This is a genomic window from Pandoraea sp. XY-2 (assembly GCF_004193915.1).
GTDB classification, from domain to species: domain Bacteria; phylum Pseudomonadota; class Gammaproteobacteria; order Burkholderiales; family Burkholderiaceae; genus Pandoraea; species Pandoraea cepalis.
In genome coordinates this window covers 2,955,421-2,969,821 of sequence record NZ_CP030849.1, presented here as the reverse complement: position 1 = coordinate 2,969,821, position 14,401 = coordinate 2,955,421, and the positions used below count along the sequence as shown (strand labels likewise).

General features: G+C 64.2%; 15 protein-coding genes and 1 pseudogene. 11 read left to right on the top strand and 5 right to left on the bottom strand.

Annotated features, from left to right (window positions below; all coding sequences use genetic code 11):
• Positions 1-23: 23 nt before the first annotated feature.
• Positions 24-893 carry an IclR family transcriptional regulator gene (locus DRB87_RS13375; RefSeq protein WP_017233345.1) on the bottom strand — a complete coding sequence of 290 codons (870 nt, stop codon included), beginning with the start codon at positions 891-893 and terminating at the stop codon, positions 24-26.
• A gap of 297 nt (positions 894-1,190) precedes the next feature.
• On the opposite strand from DRB87_RS13375, the gene DRB87_RS13370 reads away from it, so the two are divergent.
• From DRB87_RS13370 to DRB87_RS13340, 7 genes are all read left to right on the top strand, one after another.
• Entirely contained in the window at positions 1,191-2,291 is a 1,101-nt protein-coding gene (locus tag DRB87_RS13370; protein WP_130026252.1) for an ABC transporter ATP-binding protein, read from the top strand.
• Entirely contained in the window at positions 2,284-3,189 is a 906-nt protein-coding gene (locus tag DRB87_RS13365; RefSeq protein ID WP_017233347.1) for an ABC transporter permease, read from the top strand. Before DRB87_RS13370 ends, DRB87_RS13365 begins: the two co-directional genes overlap by 8 nt.
• A gap of 43 nt (positions 3,190-3,232) precedes the next feature.
• Positions 3,233-4,027, top strand: coding sequence for an ABC transporter permease (locus DRB87_RS13360; RefSeq protein WP_017233348.1), 795 nt, complete (start codon positions 3,233-3,235; stop codon positions 4,025-4,027).
• Between the two features lie 23 nt (positions 4,028-4,050).
• The gene (locus DRB87_RS13355) at positions 4,051-4,446 is read left to right on the top strand and encodes a (2Fe-2S)-binding protein (protein ID WP_130026251.1); all 396 of its coding nucleotides are present in this window, start codon (positions 4,051-4,053) and stop codon (positions 4,444-4,446) included.
• Positions 4,439-5,863, top strand: a complete 1,425-nt coding sequence (locus DRB87_RS13350) for an NAD(P)/FAD-dependent oxidoreductase (protein WP_130026250.1) — start codon at positions 4,439-4,441, stop codon at positions 5,861-5,863. Before DRB87_RS13355 ends, DRB87_RS13350 begins: the two co-directional genes overlap by 8 nt.
• Positions 5,856-6,992 (top strand): FAD-binding oxidoreductase, encoded by a 1,137-nt coding sequence (locus DRB87_RS13345; protein ID WP_130026249.1) that lies wholly within the window; start codon positions 5,856-5,858, stop codon positions 6,990-6,992. Before DRB87_RS13350 ends, DRB87_RS13345 begins: the two co-directional genes overlap by 8 nt.
• A 79-nt stretch (positions 6,993-7,071) precedes the next feature.
• The gene (locus DRB87_RS13340; RefSeq protein WP_026131833.1) at positions 7,072-8,118 is read left to right on the top strand and encodes an ABC transporter substrate-binding protein; all 1,047 of its coding nucleotides are present in this window, start codon (positions 7,072-7,074) and stop codon (positions 8,116-8,118) included.
• A 157-nt stretch (positions 8,119-8,275) separates the two neighbouring features.
• Here the strand turns inward: DRB87_RS13340 and DRB87_RS13335 are convergent, their stop codons facing one another.
• On the bottom strand, positions 8,276-8,671 hold the full coding sequence (locus DRB87_RS13335; protein ID WP_130026248.1) for a BLUF domain-containing protein: 396 nt from the start codon (positions 8,669-8,671) through the stop codon (positions 8,276-8,278).
• A gap of 110 nt (positions 8,672-8,781) precedes the next feature.
• Here DRB87_RS13335 and DRB87_RS13330 point away from each other — a divergent pair, with 110 nt between their 5' ends.
• Positions 8,782-9,531: a YoaK family protein gene (locus DRB87_RS13330; RefSeq protein WP_130026247.1), complete on the top strand. Its 750-nt coding sequence runs from the start codon at positions 8,782-8,784 to the stop codon at positions 9,529-9,531.
• A gap of 35 nt (positions 9,532-9,566) precedes the next feature.
• Here DRB87_RS13330 and DRB87_RS13325 read toward each other — a convergent pair whose 3' ends face one another.
• Positions 9,567-9,812: a hypothetical protein gene (locus DRB87_RS13325; RefSeq protein WP_017233355.1), complete on the bottom strand. Its 246-nt coding sequence runs from the start codon at positions 9,810-9,812 to the stop codon at positions 9,567-9,569.
• A gap of 284 nt (positions 9,813-10,096) precedes the next feature.
• Between DRB87_RS13325 and DRB87_RS13320 the strand changes: the two genes are divergently transcribed.
• Together DRB87_RS13320 and DRB87_RS13315 are read left to right on the top strand one after the other, a co-directional pair.
• The gene (locus DRB87_RS13320) at positions 10,097-12,103 is read left to right on the top strand and encodes a DUF2849 domain-containing protein (RefSeq protein WP_130026246.1); all 2,007 of its coding nucleotides are present in this window, start codon (positions 10,097-10,099) and stop codon (positions 12,101-12,103) included.
• The gene (locus tag DRB87_RS13315) at positions 12,093-12,569 is read left to right on the top strand and encodes a DUF934 domain-containing protein (RefSeq protein ID WP_130026245.1); all 477 of its coding nucleotides are present in this window, start codon (positions 12,093-12,095) and stop codon (positions 12,567-12,569) included. Before DRB87_RS13320 ends, DRB87_RS13315 begins: the two co-directional genes overlap by 11 nt.
• Before the next feature lie 38 nt (positions 12,570-12,607).
• On the opposite strand, the gene DRB87_RS13310 is transcribed toward DRB87_RS13315, so the two are convergent.
• Together DRB87_RS13310 and DRB87_RS23655 are read right to left on the bottom strand one after the other, a co-directional pair.
• On the bottom strand, positions 12,608-13,615 hold the full coding sequence (locus tag DRB87_RS13310) for a citrate/2-methylcitrate synthase (protein ID WP_240756310.1): 1,008 nt from the start codon (positions 13,613-13,615) through the stop codon (positions 12,608-12,610).
• On the bottom strand, positions 13,525-13,869 hold the full coding sequence (locus DRB87_RS23655; RefSeq protein ID WP_240756309.1) for a helix-turn-helix domain-containing protein: 345 nt from the start codon (positions 13,867-13,869) through the stop codon (positions 13,525-13,527). Before DRB87_RS23655 ends, DRB87_RS13310 begins: the two co-directional genes overlap by 91 nt.
• Positions 13,870-14,064: 195 nt before the next feature.
• On the opposite strand from DRB87_RS23655, the pseudogene DRB87_RS24260 reads away from it, so the two are divergent.
• Positions 14,065-14,397, top strand: a pseudogene (locus tag DRB87_RS24260) (cupin domain-containing protein); the annotation flags it as partial.
• Between the last annotated feature and the right edge of the window lie 4 nt (positions 14,398-14,401).

The following is a 14,401-nucleotide window of genomic DNA, read 5'->3' as shown; positions in this document are numbered from 1 at the left end:
TCTCCCTGGTAGGCCAGCGTGAGTTACGCCAGCGGTTCTGTCGTCAACGCCCGTGTAAGGCCATGCATCGGGCGGCGCATCGCAACGTCGAACGGGTTCGTTTGCGGGCCGATCAACTCGGCCTGACGCCGCAGCAATTCCACCACCATCGGCAGACGATCCTGCGACAGCCGAGCGGCGAGCGTGCCCACGCTCAGCGCGGCCACCGCGTGCCCGGTGCGGTCGAACACAGGAACCGCCACCCCGGCCATGCCGTCGAGCACGCCGCTGTTGCTGCCCGCATAGCCCAATTGACGCACACGCTCGATTTCGGTGCGCAAATAGACCTCGTCGAGCACCCCATACCCGCGCAAACGCGGCACGTTAAAACGAATGATCTCTTCGCGCTCGGCCTCCGGCAGGAAGGCGAGAATCGCCAGACTCCCCTGGCCGACGCCCAGCGCCACGCGACCGCCGATGTCGCCGGTGAACGAGCGGATCGGGAAGGGCCCTTCGCACATATCGAGGCACACGGCATCGAAGCTGCTGCGCACCAGCAGGAAGATGGTGTCGCCGAGGCTCGCGCAAAGCCGTAGCAGCGACGGACGGCACAGCGTGCGCATGCCGCTTGGGTTGCCAGCCTGCGCCGCCATCGCGAAGAAGTCGATGCTGAGCCGGTAGAGCTTGGAGGTCTCGTCCTGTTCCACAACCTGCTCGGCGATGAGCGCATGCAGAATTCGGTGCACCGTCGCCTGACTGAGGCCCACGGCCTTGGCGAGGTGGGTCACGCGCTCGCCCTCGGGCTTGGCGTCGCCCAATGCGCGGATGACGGCAAAGGTGCGTTGCAGAATGCCCGCGCCAGCCGCGTCCGACGACGGCGACGTCGGCGTGCGGGGTGAATCGATGGTGTTCATTACTGTCTCGAATATTCCGTCAAACGGAATACTAGCGTAAGCCAATACCTCTTGAAAACAGGTGCGATCCGCCGAAACCGTAAAAAACATCCAATATTCACGTTAGCTTAGGGATTGTACCGAGGCGGTGACGCGAAATGAATTCATGTGTTCATTCGTCAAATATTCCATCAAACAAAATAATCTGAATATTTATCTCATTTCACGGAATCGTTATCTTGCGGCGGGCAATTTGGCTCGCTACTGTTCGATGCAATTGCATTTCTTGCGGCGTGTACGCGCCCGAAGGTCGTAACCATGTCTTTTCTGACTTTGACGGATGTTTCCAAGACGTTTGGCGAGCTGAACGCCGTCTCGAACGTCAATCTCTCGGTGGAGAAGGGCGAGTTCGTCTCGCTGCTGGGGCCCTCGGGCTGCGGTAAGACCACCACCTTGCAGATGATCGCGGGCTTTGTGGAAACCACCACCGGGCGCATTACCCTCGATGGGCGCGACATCACGCACATGCGTCCGAACAAGCGGGGCCTGGGTATTGTGTTCCAGAGCTACGCGCTGTTCCCGCATATGACCGTGGCGGATAACGTCGGCTTCGGCCTGGAGATGCGCGGTATCGACAAGGCCGAGCGTCAGGCGCGCATTCGCGAGGCGCTGGCCCTTGTGCGCCTCGATGCGCTCGGCCATCGCTTCCCGCGCGAACTCTCCGGCGGTCAGCGCCAGCGCGTGGCAATCGCGCGCGCGGTCGTGATCGCGCCGCCCGTGCTGCTGCTCGACGAGCCCATGTCGAACCTCGACGCCAAGCTGCGCGAAGACATGCAGTTCGAGCTGCGCGCGATCCAGCGCAAGATCGGCACGACCACGATCATGGTCACGCACGATCAATCGGAAGCGCTGTCGATCAGCGACCGGGTCGTGGTGATGGAGGCCGGGCGCATCACTCAGGTCGACACGCCGTATCGTGCCTACGAGCGTCCGCAAACGCCGTTCGTCTCGAAGTTCATCGGCAAGGCCAACATGCTGGCTGGCCGTGTGGCGGCGCGCGACGATGAGCACCTGCATGTCGAGATAGGCGCGCAACTGACCCAGCGCGCGCGGCTGTCGGACCTCTCGCCACGTGAGCGCGCGATGGCCGTGGGCGATGCAATCACGCTGTGTCTGCGTCCCGAAAAAGTTCGTCTGTGCGCACCCGCCGACGGCCGGATGGCGGCCACGGTAACGAGCCGCTTCTTCCTCGGCAGCCAATGGCTGTACCGCGTGGACAGTCCGCTGGGCGAAGTGCTCGTGTGCTGCCAGAACGAAGGCGGCGAGCCGCTCTCCGAAGGCGCGCCGGTCGGCCTCGACTGGCAGGCCGAGGCCGTGCGCTTCATTACGCCGAACGCCGGAGAACACGCTCATGGCTGAGACATTGCAAGTGGCCAGCCCCGAGACGGCGCCGGCGACGCGTGCGCCCTGGCATGCGTATCTGCCGATGTGGTTGATGAGCGCCCCGGCCATGCTGCTGTTCGTGGCGCTGGTGCTCATTCCGCTGCTCATGACGCTCGCGCTCACGTTCTATCAGTTCGATCCGTCGAGCGGCCCGATCGCGGCGTTCCAGTTCGGTAACTACGCCGAGGTCCTGTCCGACGCGTACTTCCACACGATCTTCCTGCGCACGTTCGGCATCTCGCTCACCGTCACGGCGGTGTGCGCCGTGGTGGGCACGTTCGAAGCCTATGTGCTCTCGCGCATGGGCGACCCGTGGCGGTCGCTCTTCTTGCTGGTGATTCTCTCGCCGCTGCTCGTGTCGATCGTGGTGCGGGCGTTCGGCTGGAGCATGCTGCTTGGCTCGGGCGGCCTGATCAATCAGACGTTCGGCCTCCTCGGCATGGGCCCATACAAGCTGGAGTACACCCACTTCGCGATCATCGTCGCGCTGGTGCACGTGATGCTGCCGTTCATGGTGATTCCCGTTTGGACATCGCTGCAACGCCTCGACCCTCAGACCGAGAACGCCGCGCTGTCGCTGATGGCGTCGCCGGCCACGACGTTGCGCCGCATTGTGCTGCCGCAACTGGTGCCGGGCATTCTGTCGGGCAGTCTGATGGTGTTCGGCCTGTCGGCGAGTGCATTCGCGATTCCGAGCTTGCTGGGCGGACGCCGTCTCAAGGTCGCCGCGACCGCCGTGTACGACCAGTTCCTGAGTTCGCTCAACTGGCCGCTGGGCGCGACCATCGCCGTGCTGCTGCTCGTGGCGAACCTGATCGTGATGCTGACGTACTACCGCCTGCTCGATCGCCGCTATTCGCGCAGCATGGGCTAAGGCCAGGACACGGTCTCCCGCAGAACAGAACCCAATCGCCATCATGCGTAAAAACAGCCCCCTGGCGCTCGCGTTCCATACGCTCGTCATCCTCTTCGTCCTCGCGCCGATGATCATCGTCGTGCTGGTCGCGTTCACGCCCGAGCAAACGCTCTCGCTGCCCACGCGCGGCGTGTCGCTGCGCTGGTTCCGCGCGATTCTCGACTACCCCGACTTTATCGCGTCGTTCTTCACGAGCCTGAAGCTGGCGTTCCTGTCGGCAACGCTCTCGCTGGCGATTGCGTTGCCCGCCGCCCTGGCCATCGGCCGCGCGCGCTTTCCGGGACGCAACTTCCTCAACGGTTTGCTGCTGTCGCCGCTGGTGATCCCGGGCCTCGTGCTCGGTATTGCGCTGCTGCGCTTCTTCGCCATGCTGGGCGTGAGCGGCTCGTTCGCGGCGCTGACCTTCGCGCACATGATCGTCGTGACGCCGTTCATCATGCGCCTCGTGCTGGCGTCGATCAGCGGGCTCGACCGCAGTGTCGAGCATGCGGCAGCCTCGCTCGGCGCGGGCGCATGGACGACCTTCCGCCGCGTGACCATGCCGATGATCCTGCCGGGCATTACGGGCGGTTGGTTGCTCGCCTTCATCAACAGCTTCGATGAGCTGACGATGTCGGTCTTCATCACCTCGCCGCAGACGGTCACGCTGCCCGTGCGCATGTACATGTACGCGACCGAGTCGATCGATCCGATGATGGCGTCCGTCTCGGCGCTCGTCATTGCGGTGACGCTGGGCGCGATGCTGCTGCTCGACCGTGTCTACGGCCTGAACCGCATCCTGATCGGTCAGCATTGAACGTGCGCTCCAAGACGAATCTCATGTCTCACTCTTCCCACGCTTCCCGCGCGTCGCAAGACACCTGCGCGCCGGGGTATCCGCAATTGGCGCGCCTGGTCGAGACGGCGCGCGCGCCCGTCACGTTCTATCTCGACGGCGCCCCGGCGCAGGCGCTCGCGGGCGACACGCTGCTCACGGCCATTCTCATGCACCAGCGCCATGTCCGGATCAGTGAATTCGGCGGCGCACCGCGCGCGGGTTTTTGCCTGATCGGTGCATGCCAGGATTGCTGGGTGCGCTGCGAGACGGCGTCTGGCACCGGTGGCGATGCCCAACTGACGCGTCTGCGCGCCTGCTCGACACCGGTGCAAGCCGGCATGCGGATTCTCACGCGGGCGGCCGATGCCGACGAAGCGCATGGAGGCTCGCATGGTTGAGCATGCTGAGATCGTGATCGTCGGCGCGGGTCCAGCGGGCATTCGCGCTGCGCAGACGCTGGTGGCAGCGGGACAGCGTCCGGTGGTGCTCGACGAAAACATGCGCTGGGGCGGGCAGATCTACCGACAGCCGCCGGTCGGCGCGGGCTTCACACGGACCAAGCAAGCGCTGTATGGCTTCGAAGCGGCCAAGGCCGATGCCATCCACGGCACCATGGCCGCGCTGTTGCCTCAGGTCGACTATCGACCCGAGACCCTCGTGTGGGCTTGTGATCCGGCGCGGCTCCATACGATCCACGACGGTCGGGAAAAGCCGGTGCCGTTCACGCATTTGATCATTGCCAGCGGTGCGACCGATCGCGTCTTGCCGCTGCCGGGCTGGACGCTGCCGGGCGTGTATACGTTGGGCGGCGCGCAAGTCGCGCTCAAGGCACAGGGGTGTGCGATTGGCGAGCAGGTGGTGTTCGCGGGCACGGGGCCGTTGCTGTATCTCGTGGCGTACCAGTACGCGAAAGCGGGCGCGAACGTGGCCGCGGTGCTCGACACGAGCGCGTTTGCCGGCCAGGTCAAGGCCACGCCGCGGCTGCTGAATCAGCCGGCCACGCTCGCCAAGGGGCTCTATTACGTGGGATGGCTGCGCGCGCATGGGGTGCGCATCGAGCATGGCGTCACGCTCGACGGCATTGACGGCACCGCCGGGGTGCGCGCGATTCGCTGGCGGCGCGACGGCCGCGAACACACGCTTGCGTGCAGCGCCGTGGGGCTGGGCTTCGGCCTGCGTCCCGAGACACAACTGGCCGATTTGGCCGGGTGCCGTTTTGTCTTCGACGACCTCAATCGTTGCTGGCTACCCGAGCGCGACGCCGCCGGTCGCAGTTCGCAATCCGGCATCTATGTGGCGGGAGACGGCGCGGGTATCGCCGGCGCCGACGCGGCGGAACTCGCCGGCCGTCGTGCAGCGCTTGCTTTGCTCGAGGATCTCGGCATCGCCGCCCCCGCAATGCCCAACGCGCCCGACGCCGACGCCATCGAACGCAAGCTCGCGAGCATTGGGCGCTTTCGTGTGGGGATCGAGCAGGCGTTTGCGTTGCCCGACGATCCGTCGGCGCGATGGCCGGACGACATGATCGTGTGTCGATGCGAGGAAGTCGATGCGCGCACGCTGCGTGACTGCGTGCGGGAGGACGGTGTGACCGACATCAATCGGCTCAAGGCGCTCACGCGTGTCGGCATGGGGCGCTGCCAGGGCCGCATGTGCGGCGAGGCGGCCTGCCATCTGCTCGCGCGCGAGAGCGGCCAGACGCTGGCACAAGCGGGGCGTCTGCGGGCACAGGCCCCGATCAAACCGATTCCGATCGCGCCGATGTTGTTCGATGAAAACGTTGCGGCCATTCCTGAGGAGGCGCGCGATGAGTGAGACCCTGCATTACGACGTTGTCGTCGCCGGTGGTGGGCTGGTGGGCGCCTCGGCGGCGCGTGCGCTGGCCGAGCGTGGTCTGCGTGTGGCGTTGTTCGAGCGGCGTTATTGTGGGGCGCAGGCCAGCGGCGTGAACTACGGCGGCGTGCGCTGCCAGGGCCGCCCGGAAGAACAACTGCCGCTCGCCATGCGCGCGCGCAAGCTATGGGATCGCCTGCCCGAATTGATCGGGATCGACGGCGAATTCGTGCGCTCGGGACACTTGCGTCTCGCTCGTCGCGAGAGCGATCTCGAACCGCTCGACGCCTGGTCGGCAATGGCCAGCCGCTACGGTCTCGCCTCGACCGTGCTGCGTGGGGCGGCGTTTCGCGAGCGTTTTCCGTGGCTGGGCGACGGCGCCGTCGGCGGCTCGCTGTGTCTGAGCGACGGCCACGCGAACCCGCGTCTCGTATCGCCCGCGTTTGCGCGCGCCGCCCGCGCGCTCGGCGCGGACGTGCACGAACGTACGCCAATCACCTCCGTGGCGCACGATGGCGTGCGCTTCCAGCTCACGGCAAAGCCAGTCGAAGGCGAGCCATTGCACGTGAGCGCCGACTGGCTTCTCAATACGTCCGGCGCGTGGGCGAATCACATCGCGGGCACGTTCGGCGAGCGGGTGCCGATGCATGCCATCTATCCGAACATGTGGGTCACCGAACCGCTGCCGAAGTTCATTGGCCATAACCTCGGCGTGTACGGCGGCGGCGTGTATGCGCGGCAAGTCGAGCGCGGCAACTGTGTGATCGGCGGCGGACGCGGCACCGGCGACGGCGAGTACGCCCAGCCGTCGGCCGATACCACGCGCGCGGTGATGCGCGAGGCATGTGCATTGCTGCCGGCACTGCGCCATGCGTTGCTCATTCGCACCTGGAGCGGCGTGGAGGGCGAGACGCCCGACAACAATCCGATCATCGGCATGAGTCGCACCACGCCGCGTCTGGTGCATGCCTTCGGCTTCTCGGGGGGCGGCTTTCTGCTGGCCCCCGGCGTAGGCGAAGTGCTGGCGGATCTGGTCACGCACGGCGAGACGGCGACACCGATCGAGGCGTTTGCCGTCGACCGGTTCGCGCCAGTCACGGCCGACGCGTGATCGGCAAATGAATCCCGTACGTCCCGAGTTCGTCACAACACTACCTTCCTCACACCCAGGAAACACAAGGAGAACCACGATGAAGCTATCCCGAAAGGTCGTCATGTGCGCTGCGGCGCTGGCATTGGGCGCGAGCAGCGCGGCCTGGTCGCAGTCCAAAACACTGTACGTCGGCATGAATGGCGGCTCGATGGAAAAGGCCTACACGACGCAGGTCTTCCCCGAGTTCGAAAAGGCCAACAATGTGAAGGTCGTGGTGGTGCCGGGGACGTCGTCCGACGTGCTGGCCAAGCTGCTCGCGAATCGGAACAGCCCGCAGATGCACGTGGTGTTCCTGGACGATGGCGTGATGGCGCGCGCGATCAGCATGGGGGTGTGCCAAAAGCTTGACGATTCGCCTACGCTCAAGGAACTGTATCCGTTCGCGCGCGTGAAGGACGACATGGCTGCCGGTGTGCAGCTGGGCATGACCGGTATAGGCTACAACACCAAGATCTTCAAGGAAAAGGGCTGGGCCGCACCGACGTCGTGGAGCGATTTCGCTGATCCCAAGTACAAGGGCAAGGTCGTCTTCCAGTCAGCGTCGAGCAGCACGTTCGGCTTGCATGGTTTCCTGGCGCTGAACCGCATCTGGGGCGGTAGCGAGACCAACGTCGAGCCGGGCTTCAGCAAGTGGGCGACCACCGTGGGCCCGAATGTCGTCGAGTACATTCCGAACTCGGCCAAGCTCTCGGAAATGATCCAGACCGGCGAAGCCGCGATCTTCCCGCTGACGCCGACGGCTGTGAGCGAGCTGCAGGACAAGGGCATTCCGGTGGCGTACGTGGCTCCCAAGGAAGGTGCCGTGCAGTTGCTGGTCGACCTGTGTGTCGTGAAGAACAGCCCGGATAACGCCATGGCGCAGAAGCTCGCGCAGTTCCTGCTCTCGGCCAAGGGGCAGACACTTGCCGCCGCGGCGGGTGCGTATATCCCGACCAATCCGCACGCCACCGTGCCGCCGGCGATGCAGAAGCGTCTGGGCAAGATCGACGAACTGGTCAAGAACATCACCACCGTGGATTGGGACGCCATCAACCAGCGTCGCGCCCAGTGGGATCAGCGCTGGAACCGTCAGATCGAGCAGTAATCTCGATGCCGTGACCCTGGCGCATGTCCAGCATGCGCAGGGGAGACGGAAAACGCCGGGCCGCGCCTGAAGATCGCCCCGGAGGTTGGAGGGATGTCCAACTTTGGGGGGAATTGATCAGGGCGCCCGGCGTTATCTTGCTCAGGTGCCCGGTGGGTCACATCGCGTCCGATTCGGCAGCGAGTGCGGCAAAGGCGCCGACAAGGTCGGTATGGTCGGCGGGGGTCATCAGCGCCTGCAGCGCGTGGGCGGGCTGGTCGAGCATCAGGTAGCCCAGGCTCCACGTCGGAAACGCGCCTGGCGTGTGCGGCGTACCATCGAGCAACACCTGGATGTCACGATGGTGACGCGATGTCTCGATGCGCTGGCGTGCATCGGCAAGCGGCTCGCTCGGTCCTTCGATGTATTGATAGAACATCGTGCCATCGTAGAGCAGCACGCCGGTGATGCCGTAGGTGGCGTTGAACCCGCGTGAGTTGACGATGATCTTGGCGAGCTCCCGCAGATCGAGATCGGGCACGGCTCGGCTCAAGTACGCGTAACACTCGATCATGCTTCGTTGTCTCCGTCATACAGGCTGGGCGTCGACGCGCGATATTGGCGTGGACGCTGCGTCGGCGCGCATTAGAATACCGCATGTGCGAAGCCTGAGACTCACCCGTCATGCCGATCAAATTTCTACGTGGATTCACCCAGCCGGTGCGCACCGATGCCGCGAACCGGCGTCTGGGCTGCTCGCTTGCCTTCGTGGCGGGAGGAGCCAATGCGGGTGGTTTTCTTGCCGTCGGTCAGTACACGTCGCACATGTCGGGCATTGTCGCCTCGCTCTCCGACAATCTGGCGCTCGGGCAGCTCGTGCTCGTGTTGGCCGGATTCAGCGCCTTGTTGGCGTTCCTGTTTGGTGCCGCGACCTCATCCGTTCTCATTCACTGGGGGCGGCGCCATCAGACACACAGCGAATATGCGGCACCGCTGATGTTCGAAGCGGTGCTCCTGCTGGCGTTCGGCGTGATGGGCGCCAATCTTGAAAACCATCGGCTGTTATACGTGCCGGGCACTGTCGCGTTGCTGTGTTACGTGATGGGCCTGCAGAATGCCATTATCACCAAGATCTCCCGGGCGGAGATTCGCACGACGCACGTGACCGGTCTGGTCACGGACATCGGCATCGAACTGGGCAAAATGAGCTACTGGAATCGGCCCGGGGTGGCGCGCCATCTGCCGCGCGTGGCGGGGGATCGTCAGAAGCTGCGTTTGTTGTGCGCGTTGCTGGGCATGTTCTTCCTGGGTGGGTTGGCGGGGGCGCTGGGTTTCAAGCACCTGGGCTTCGTCGCGACGGTTCCGCTCGCAGGGATATTGGTCGTGCTCGCCATCGTGCCGCTGCTCGACGACCTCGCACGAAGCCCCCACTGATCCCTGCGCCGACGAACCCTGACGCTGGTCAGCGCTCAGTCGGCCATGGCGGGAATGGCCCCGTCCTGGAAAAGCACGCGCGGCGCGTCCATCGTGCCGTCTTCCTCGTCGACCAGCACTTCGTAGGCGGCGATGCCCGCGAAGCCGGAGGCCATCGATTGCGCGATGCGCACGGCGCCGAATTCGGTGCTCGCCTGGCGCAATTCGCCGGGCTGCAAGACGCCGTCTTTGTTCTTGCGATAGGGCACGACGATGAACTTGATGGATTTGGCGTCGCTCATGGGGTCACTCACGATGAAATGGCATGATCGGAAATATAGCATGAGTACTGTATAAAAATACAGTGTATTTTTGAAGTCATTCAATTGCCCCCAGCCCTTGGGGCCCGTGCATGCCTCGACGGGCTGTCGTCGGCCCGGTCCGGTCCGGCGGGGCGGCCGGGTCCAAACAACATCCCGTAATGTCTACATAACTAGTAAATGGTCGTATCTTCGCGCGCGTCTTGATAGCCTGCGGGTCGAATCGCGAGTTGCGACCAAATGATGACAAGCATTGAGAGCGTTGAATGAATGCAGGCAATCTGATTTCGGCAAACCGGCTGCAAGACGGCCTGGTCGTTTGGCTGGACAAGCAACACAACTGGGTGGATGACCTGACGCAGGCGCATGTGTTCGACGCGCAGGAACTCGAGCCGGCGCAAGCGGCTGCGAAAAGCGCGCTGGCCGCCAATCTGATCGTCGATCCCATGCCGCGCCCGGCGCAACTGAGCGACGCCGGCCCGGTGCCGGAAGATTTCCGGGAGCAACTGCGCTCGCGCGGGCCATCGGTGCGCGAAGATTTGGGCAAGCAGGCCGAGCAGGGCGGTGAGCCGGCGGCGCTGGCGCACGCGCCGGCATTGACCGTTGCCCCGGAGCACGCCGGCATCTATCGCTACGACCCGTCGGAGCGCGAGTTCCTCAAGGACCGCGCCAAGGAGTTCGGTCAGAAGGTGGCGCGCCGCCTGTCCGGCGAGCTCAGCGAAGACGATTTCAAGGTCTATCGCCTGATGAACGGTCTGTACCTGCAACTGCACGGCTACATGTTGCGCGTTGCCATTCCGTACGGAACGCTGAGCGGCATTCAGATGCGCCAGCTCGCCTATGTGGCGACCCGCTACGACAAGGGCTACGGCCACTTCACCACGCGCCAGAACCTTCAGTTCAACTGGCCGACGCTCTCGGACTCGCCCGAGATCCTGTCGGCGCTTGCCGACGTGGACTTGCACGCCATTCAGACGAGCGGCAACTGCATCCGTAACGTGACCACCGACCAGTTCGCTGGTGCCGCGAAGGACGAAGTTCTCGATCCGCGTGTGTATGCCGAGATCTTGCGTCAATGGTCGACCGACCATCCCGAATTCACCTATCTGCCGCGCAAGTTCAAGATTGCGATCACGGGCGGCCAGGCCGACCGTGCCGCGGTGCGCTTTCACGACATCGGCATTCTGGCGCGCACCAACGAGCGTGGCGAAGTGGGGTTCCAGATTTATGCGGGTGGTGGCCTGGGACGCACGCCGATTGTCGGCACGCTCGTGCGCGAGTGGCTGCCCGAAGCGGATCTGCTGCGCTTCGTCGAAGCGATTCTGCGGGTGTACAACGCGCTGGGTCGACGTGACAACATCTACAAGGCGCGCATCAAGATCCTCATCAAGGAGATGCAGCCCGCGAAGTTCATCGAGATGATCGAGGAAGAGTTCGCGCGCATTGCGCTCACGCATCGGCCGTTGGGCGATGCCGTGATCGAGGGGATTCGCGAGCGTTTCATCGTGCCCGAGTTCGAGACGCTGCCGAGCGAGTCGACGGCGTTCGCGCAATCGTACGAGCGCGATATCGAGTTCCGTCACTGGGTCGATACCTGCACGCACGAGCACAAGGTGCCCGGCTATATCAGCGCGGTCGTCTCGCTCAAGCCGGCCGGTGGCATTCCGGGCGACGCCAGCGCGCAGGAGATGCTGGTGTTGGCCGATCTGGCTGAGCAGTATTCGTTCAACGAGCTGCGCGTCACGCACGAGCAGAACCTGGTGCTGCCGCACGTCAAGCGCGACGAACTGTATGTGCTGTGGTCGCGCCTGAAGGCGGCCGGTCTGGCGACGGCCAACATCGGCCTGATTTCGGATGCAATCGCTTGCCCGGGCCTGGATTATTGCGCGCTCGCCAATGCGCGTTCGGTGCCGGTGGCGCAACGCATTGCGCTACGGTTCTCCGAGGCGCAGCAACGCGATATCGGGCCGGTGACGCTTAATGTGTCCGGCTGCATCAACGCTTGCGCGCATCACCACGTCGCGCACATCGGCATTCTCGGTGTCGACAAGGCGGGCAAGGAAAATTATCAGATCACGCTGGGCGGCTCGGCCGACGAGAACGCCGCCGTCGGCAAGATTCTTGGCCCGGGCGTCAGCTATGAGGACGTGCCGCAGGTGATCGAGAACATTCTCGGACGATATCTCTCGCTGCGAAACGAGGGCGAGCGCTTCATCGATACGCTCGGACGCGTCGGAGCGGAAGCATTCAAGGGAGCTTTGCATGTTGATTGATCGAAACGGGCTGCCGGCGGCAGACGTCTGGACTTATCACGGCGCCGATGCGTCGGCCACGGCAGCGCAGCCGGGCAACAAGGACGTGTTGCCGCTCGACGCCTGGCTTGCCGCGAACGAGAAGGGCGTGGCGCCGGCCGGCATCCGGGTGCAGGGGCACGACGATGCGGCAAGTATTGCGCCGCTGTTGCCGCAGCTGGACCTCATCGTGATCGAGTTCCCTAAGACCCGCGACGGGCGCGGTTTTACGCTCGCGAAACTGCTGCGCGACAAGTGGCATTTCGAAGGCGCGATTCGCGCGGCGGGTCCGTTGTTGCCCGATCAACTGGCGATGTTGTGGGCGTGCGGCTTCGATAGCCTGCTCTCGCCGTCGGACGTGCCCACGGCACGCTGGCATGAGGCCGCCCAGGCGGCAGTGGGTCGCGCCTCGCGTCCCCGCACGCTACTCGAGCGTCTGTCGGCCTGAGGGTCGCAGGTCTGGCCGGAGCGCACTCGGCTCAGTGCTCAGCCGCCGTTGGGGGCTGCAGCAATGTACTTCGCGCGTGGGCGCAGCATGAAGGACTGCATGCGTTGTTCGACGACATGCGCGCACCAGCCAGCCGTGCGGCCGAGAATCCACAATGCCGTGGCACTTCCGGGCGGCATTTGGAGCGCGCGTGTCAGCGGCACCAACGCCAGAGCAAGTCCTGGTGTCATACCGTCCTCGTCGCGTAGCCGTTCGAGGCACCTAAGCGTCTTGCGCAAGGCCGGTTCGTTATCCCCGCACTGACTCGCCAATGAGAGGATCCATTCGGCGCGCGGGTCGCCCTTCGGATAGAGCGGGTGATTGAAGCCGAACAGGCTCGCGCCGCGAGTGCGCGCGAGTTCCAGGCGGGCGTTCGACACGCCGCCGTGTGGCTCGTCGAATAGTTGGGTTTCTACGCGATCAGTAACGGCCCCCGTCGAATAGCCTACATGTGCGCTGATGGCTGCGGCGATGCAGTTGCAAAGACCTGCGTCTATCGAGGCCGCGACACGCGCCGCGAACGTGGCGGGCGCGAGTTCGTGGTCGGCGACGACAACGAGTGCAGCATTGAACGCTTGCACGGCGTTTGGCGTCGTCGGCGCGCCGCTCGCACGCAGTGCCCATGCGGCAAGCGACTCGCCCGGCTTGCGCGCGCAGTATCGTCCGCGCGTCGAAAGAAAGCCCAGGCAACCGGTGAAGGCGTGAAGCATGGTGCGCGCCATCTGTACCGTGGTGCCATCGGCCATCTCGGCCCGATCCCTTGCGCGCATGCCGAGCGACAGGGCGACCATGGCCATCAAATTGCCGATGTCGTCGGGAGTCACCGACTTTGCGTGCGACGCAAGCAATGCGGCCGTGTCGGGAGGTATCTCGGCGAGCGGCCAGTCGGCCTGCGTATCCTGCCACACCCCCGTGATCAGAAAATGCGTAACGACCTCGAACGGCGCGCCCGCCTGTGCCAAATCGAGCGCGCGGCGGTTGCGATAGACGGGGCCGCGCTCGTCGATAAAGGTAATCGATGAGGCAACGACAGGTTCTCCCAGCGCATCGACGTTCCGGCCGTGACGGAGCGCGGCAGCCTGCCGCGTCCGCGTGCCGCGAAACGTTGCACATCGTCGCTCGCGTAAAGGTGGCGCTTTGTGCCGGCGACCGGGACACTGCGAATCAACCCACGGCTTACATACGAATAAAGTGTGGCCACCTTGACGCCAAGCACCGCAAGGGCCTCTTCTCGGGTCAGAAAGTCGTTTTGCTTCTTCATGTCGATTCTGAAAATCAATCTTGATCAATGATCGTTGCGATATCTAGTATCCGTATAGGGATGCTGGAACGAATCGAGTATAGCCACGTTCCTACACCCCGCATGTGCTTCGCTCGATACGCGCGCGGAGTTCAGTCGTTCTGAATCAAGGCTCAGGTGCATTGAACAGCACGAGCCCATTCTGGAGGAGAAAAAATGAGTGTCGCCATGCGCGAAAGCCCGCCGTCCGGCGCGACGACCATGCAAGCGCCGGTCACGTGGCATGTGGATGATGTACCGTGGGTTCCGCTGACCGGATTGTTTATCAACCGGTCCGGGTATAAGGCCATAACCGACACGATGTATGCCGGCAACGCATACAGCATCGAGCTGACGTCGATTGGCCCCGGCGGATTCTCACCGACGCACGTCGAGCCGCACGCGCATCTGTTCTACGTGTTGTCCGGGCACGGCGAAGTCACCGTCGGTGAAGAGGTAAAGGCGGTGACGGCGGGCTCGGTGAGTCCGATTTCTGCGGGCGTGCCGCATTCGT

Bases quoted from the DNA above. Each gene is read 5' to 3' on its own strand.
- DRB87_RS13375 (WP_017233345.1), bottom strand. From the start codon at position 893: ATGAACACCATCGATTCACCCCGCACGCCGACGTCGCCGTCGTCGGAC.
- DRB87_RS13370 (WP_130026252.1), top strand. From the start codon at position 1,191: ATGTCTTTTCTGACTTTGACGGATGTTTCCAAGACGTTTGGCGAGCTG.
- DRB87_RS13365 (WP_017233347.1), top strand. From the start codon at position 2,284: ATGGCTGAGACATTGCAAGTGGCCAGCCCCGAGACGGCGCCGGCGACG.
- DRB87_RS13360 (WP_017233348.1), top strand. From the start codon at position 3,233: ATGCGTAAAAACAGCCCCCTGGCGCTCGCGTTCCATACGCTCGTCATC.
- DRB87_RS13355 (WP_130026251.1), top strand. From the start codon at position 4,051: ATGTCTCACTCTTCCCACGCTTCCCGCGCGTCGCAAGACACCTGCGCG.
- DRB87_RS13350 (WP_130026250.1), top strand. From the start codon at position 4,439: ATGGTTGAGCATGCTGAGATCGTGATCGTCGGCGCGGGTCCAGCGGGC.
- DRB87_RS13345 (WP_130026249.1), top strand. From the start codon at position 5,856: ATGAGTGAGACCCTGCATTACGACGTTGTCGTCGCCGGTGGTGGGCTG.
- DRB87_RS13340 (WP_026131833.1), top strand. From the start codon at position 7,072: ATGAAGCTATCCCGAAAGGTCGTCATGTGCGCTGCGGCGCTGGCATTG.
- DRB87_RS13335 (WP_130026248.1), bottom strand. From the start codon at position 8,671: ATGATCGAGTGTTACGCGTACTTGAGCCGAGCCGTGCCCGATCTCGAT.
- DRB87_RS13330 (WP_130026247.1), top strand. From the start codon at position 8,782: ATGCCGATCAAATTTCTACGTGGATTCACCCAGCCGGTGCGCACCGAT.
- DRB87_RS13325 (WP_017233355.1), bottom strand. From the start codon at position 9,812: ATGAGCGACGCCAAATCCATCAAGTTCATCGTCGTGCCCTATCGCAAG.
- DRB87_RS13320 (WP_130026246.1), top strand. From the start codon at position 10,097: ATGAATGCAGGCAATCTGATTTCGGCAAACCGGCTGCAAGACGGCCTG.
- DRB87_RS13315 (WP_130026245.1), top strand. From the start codon at position 12,093: ATGTTGATTGATCGAAACGGGCTGCCGGCGGCAGACGTCTGGACTTAT.
- DRB87_RS23655 (WP_240756309.1), bottom strand. From the start codon at position 13,869: ATGAAGAAGCAAAACGACTTTCTGACCCGAGAAGAGGCCCTTGCGGTG.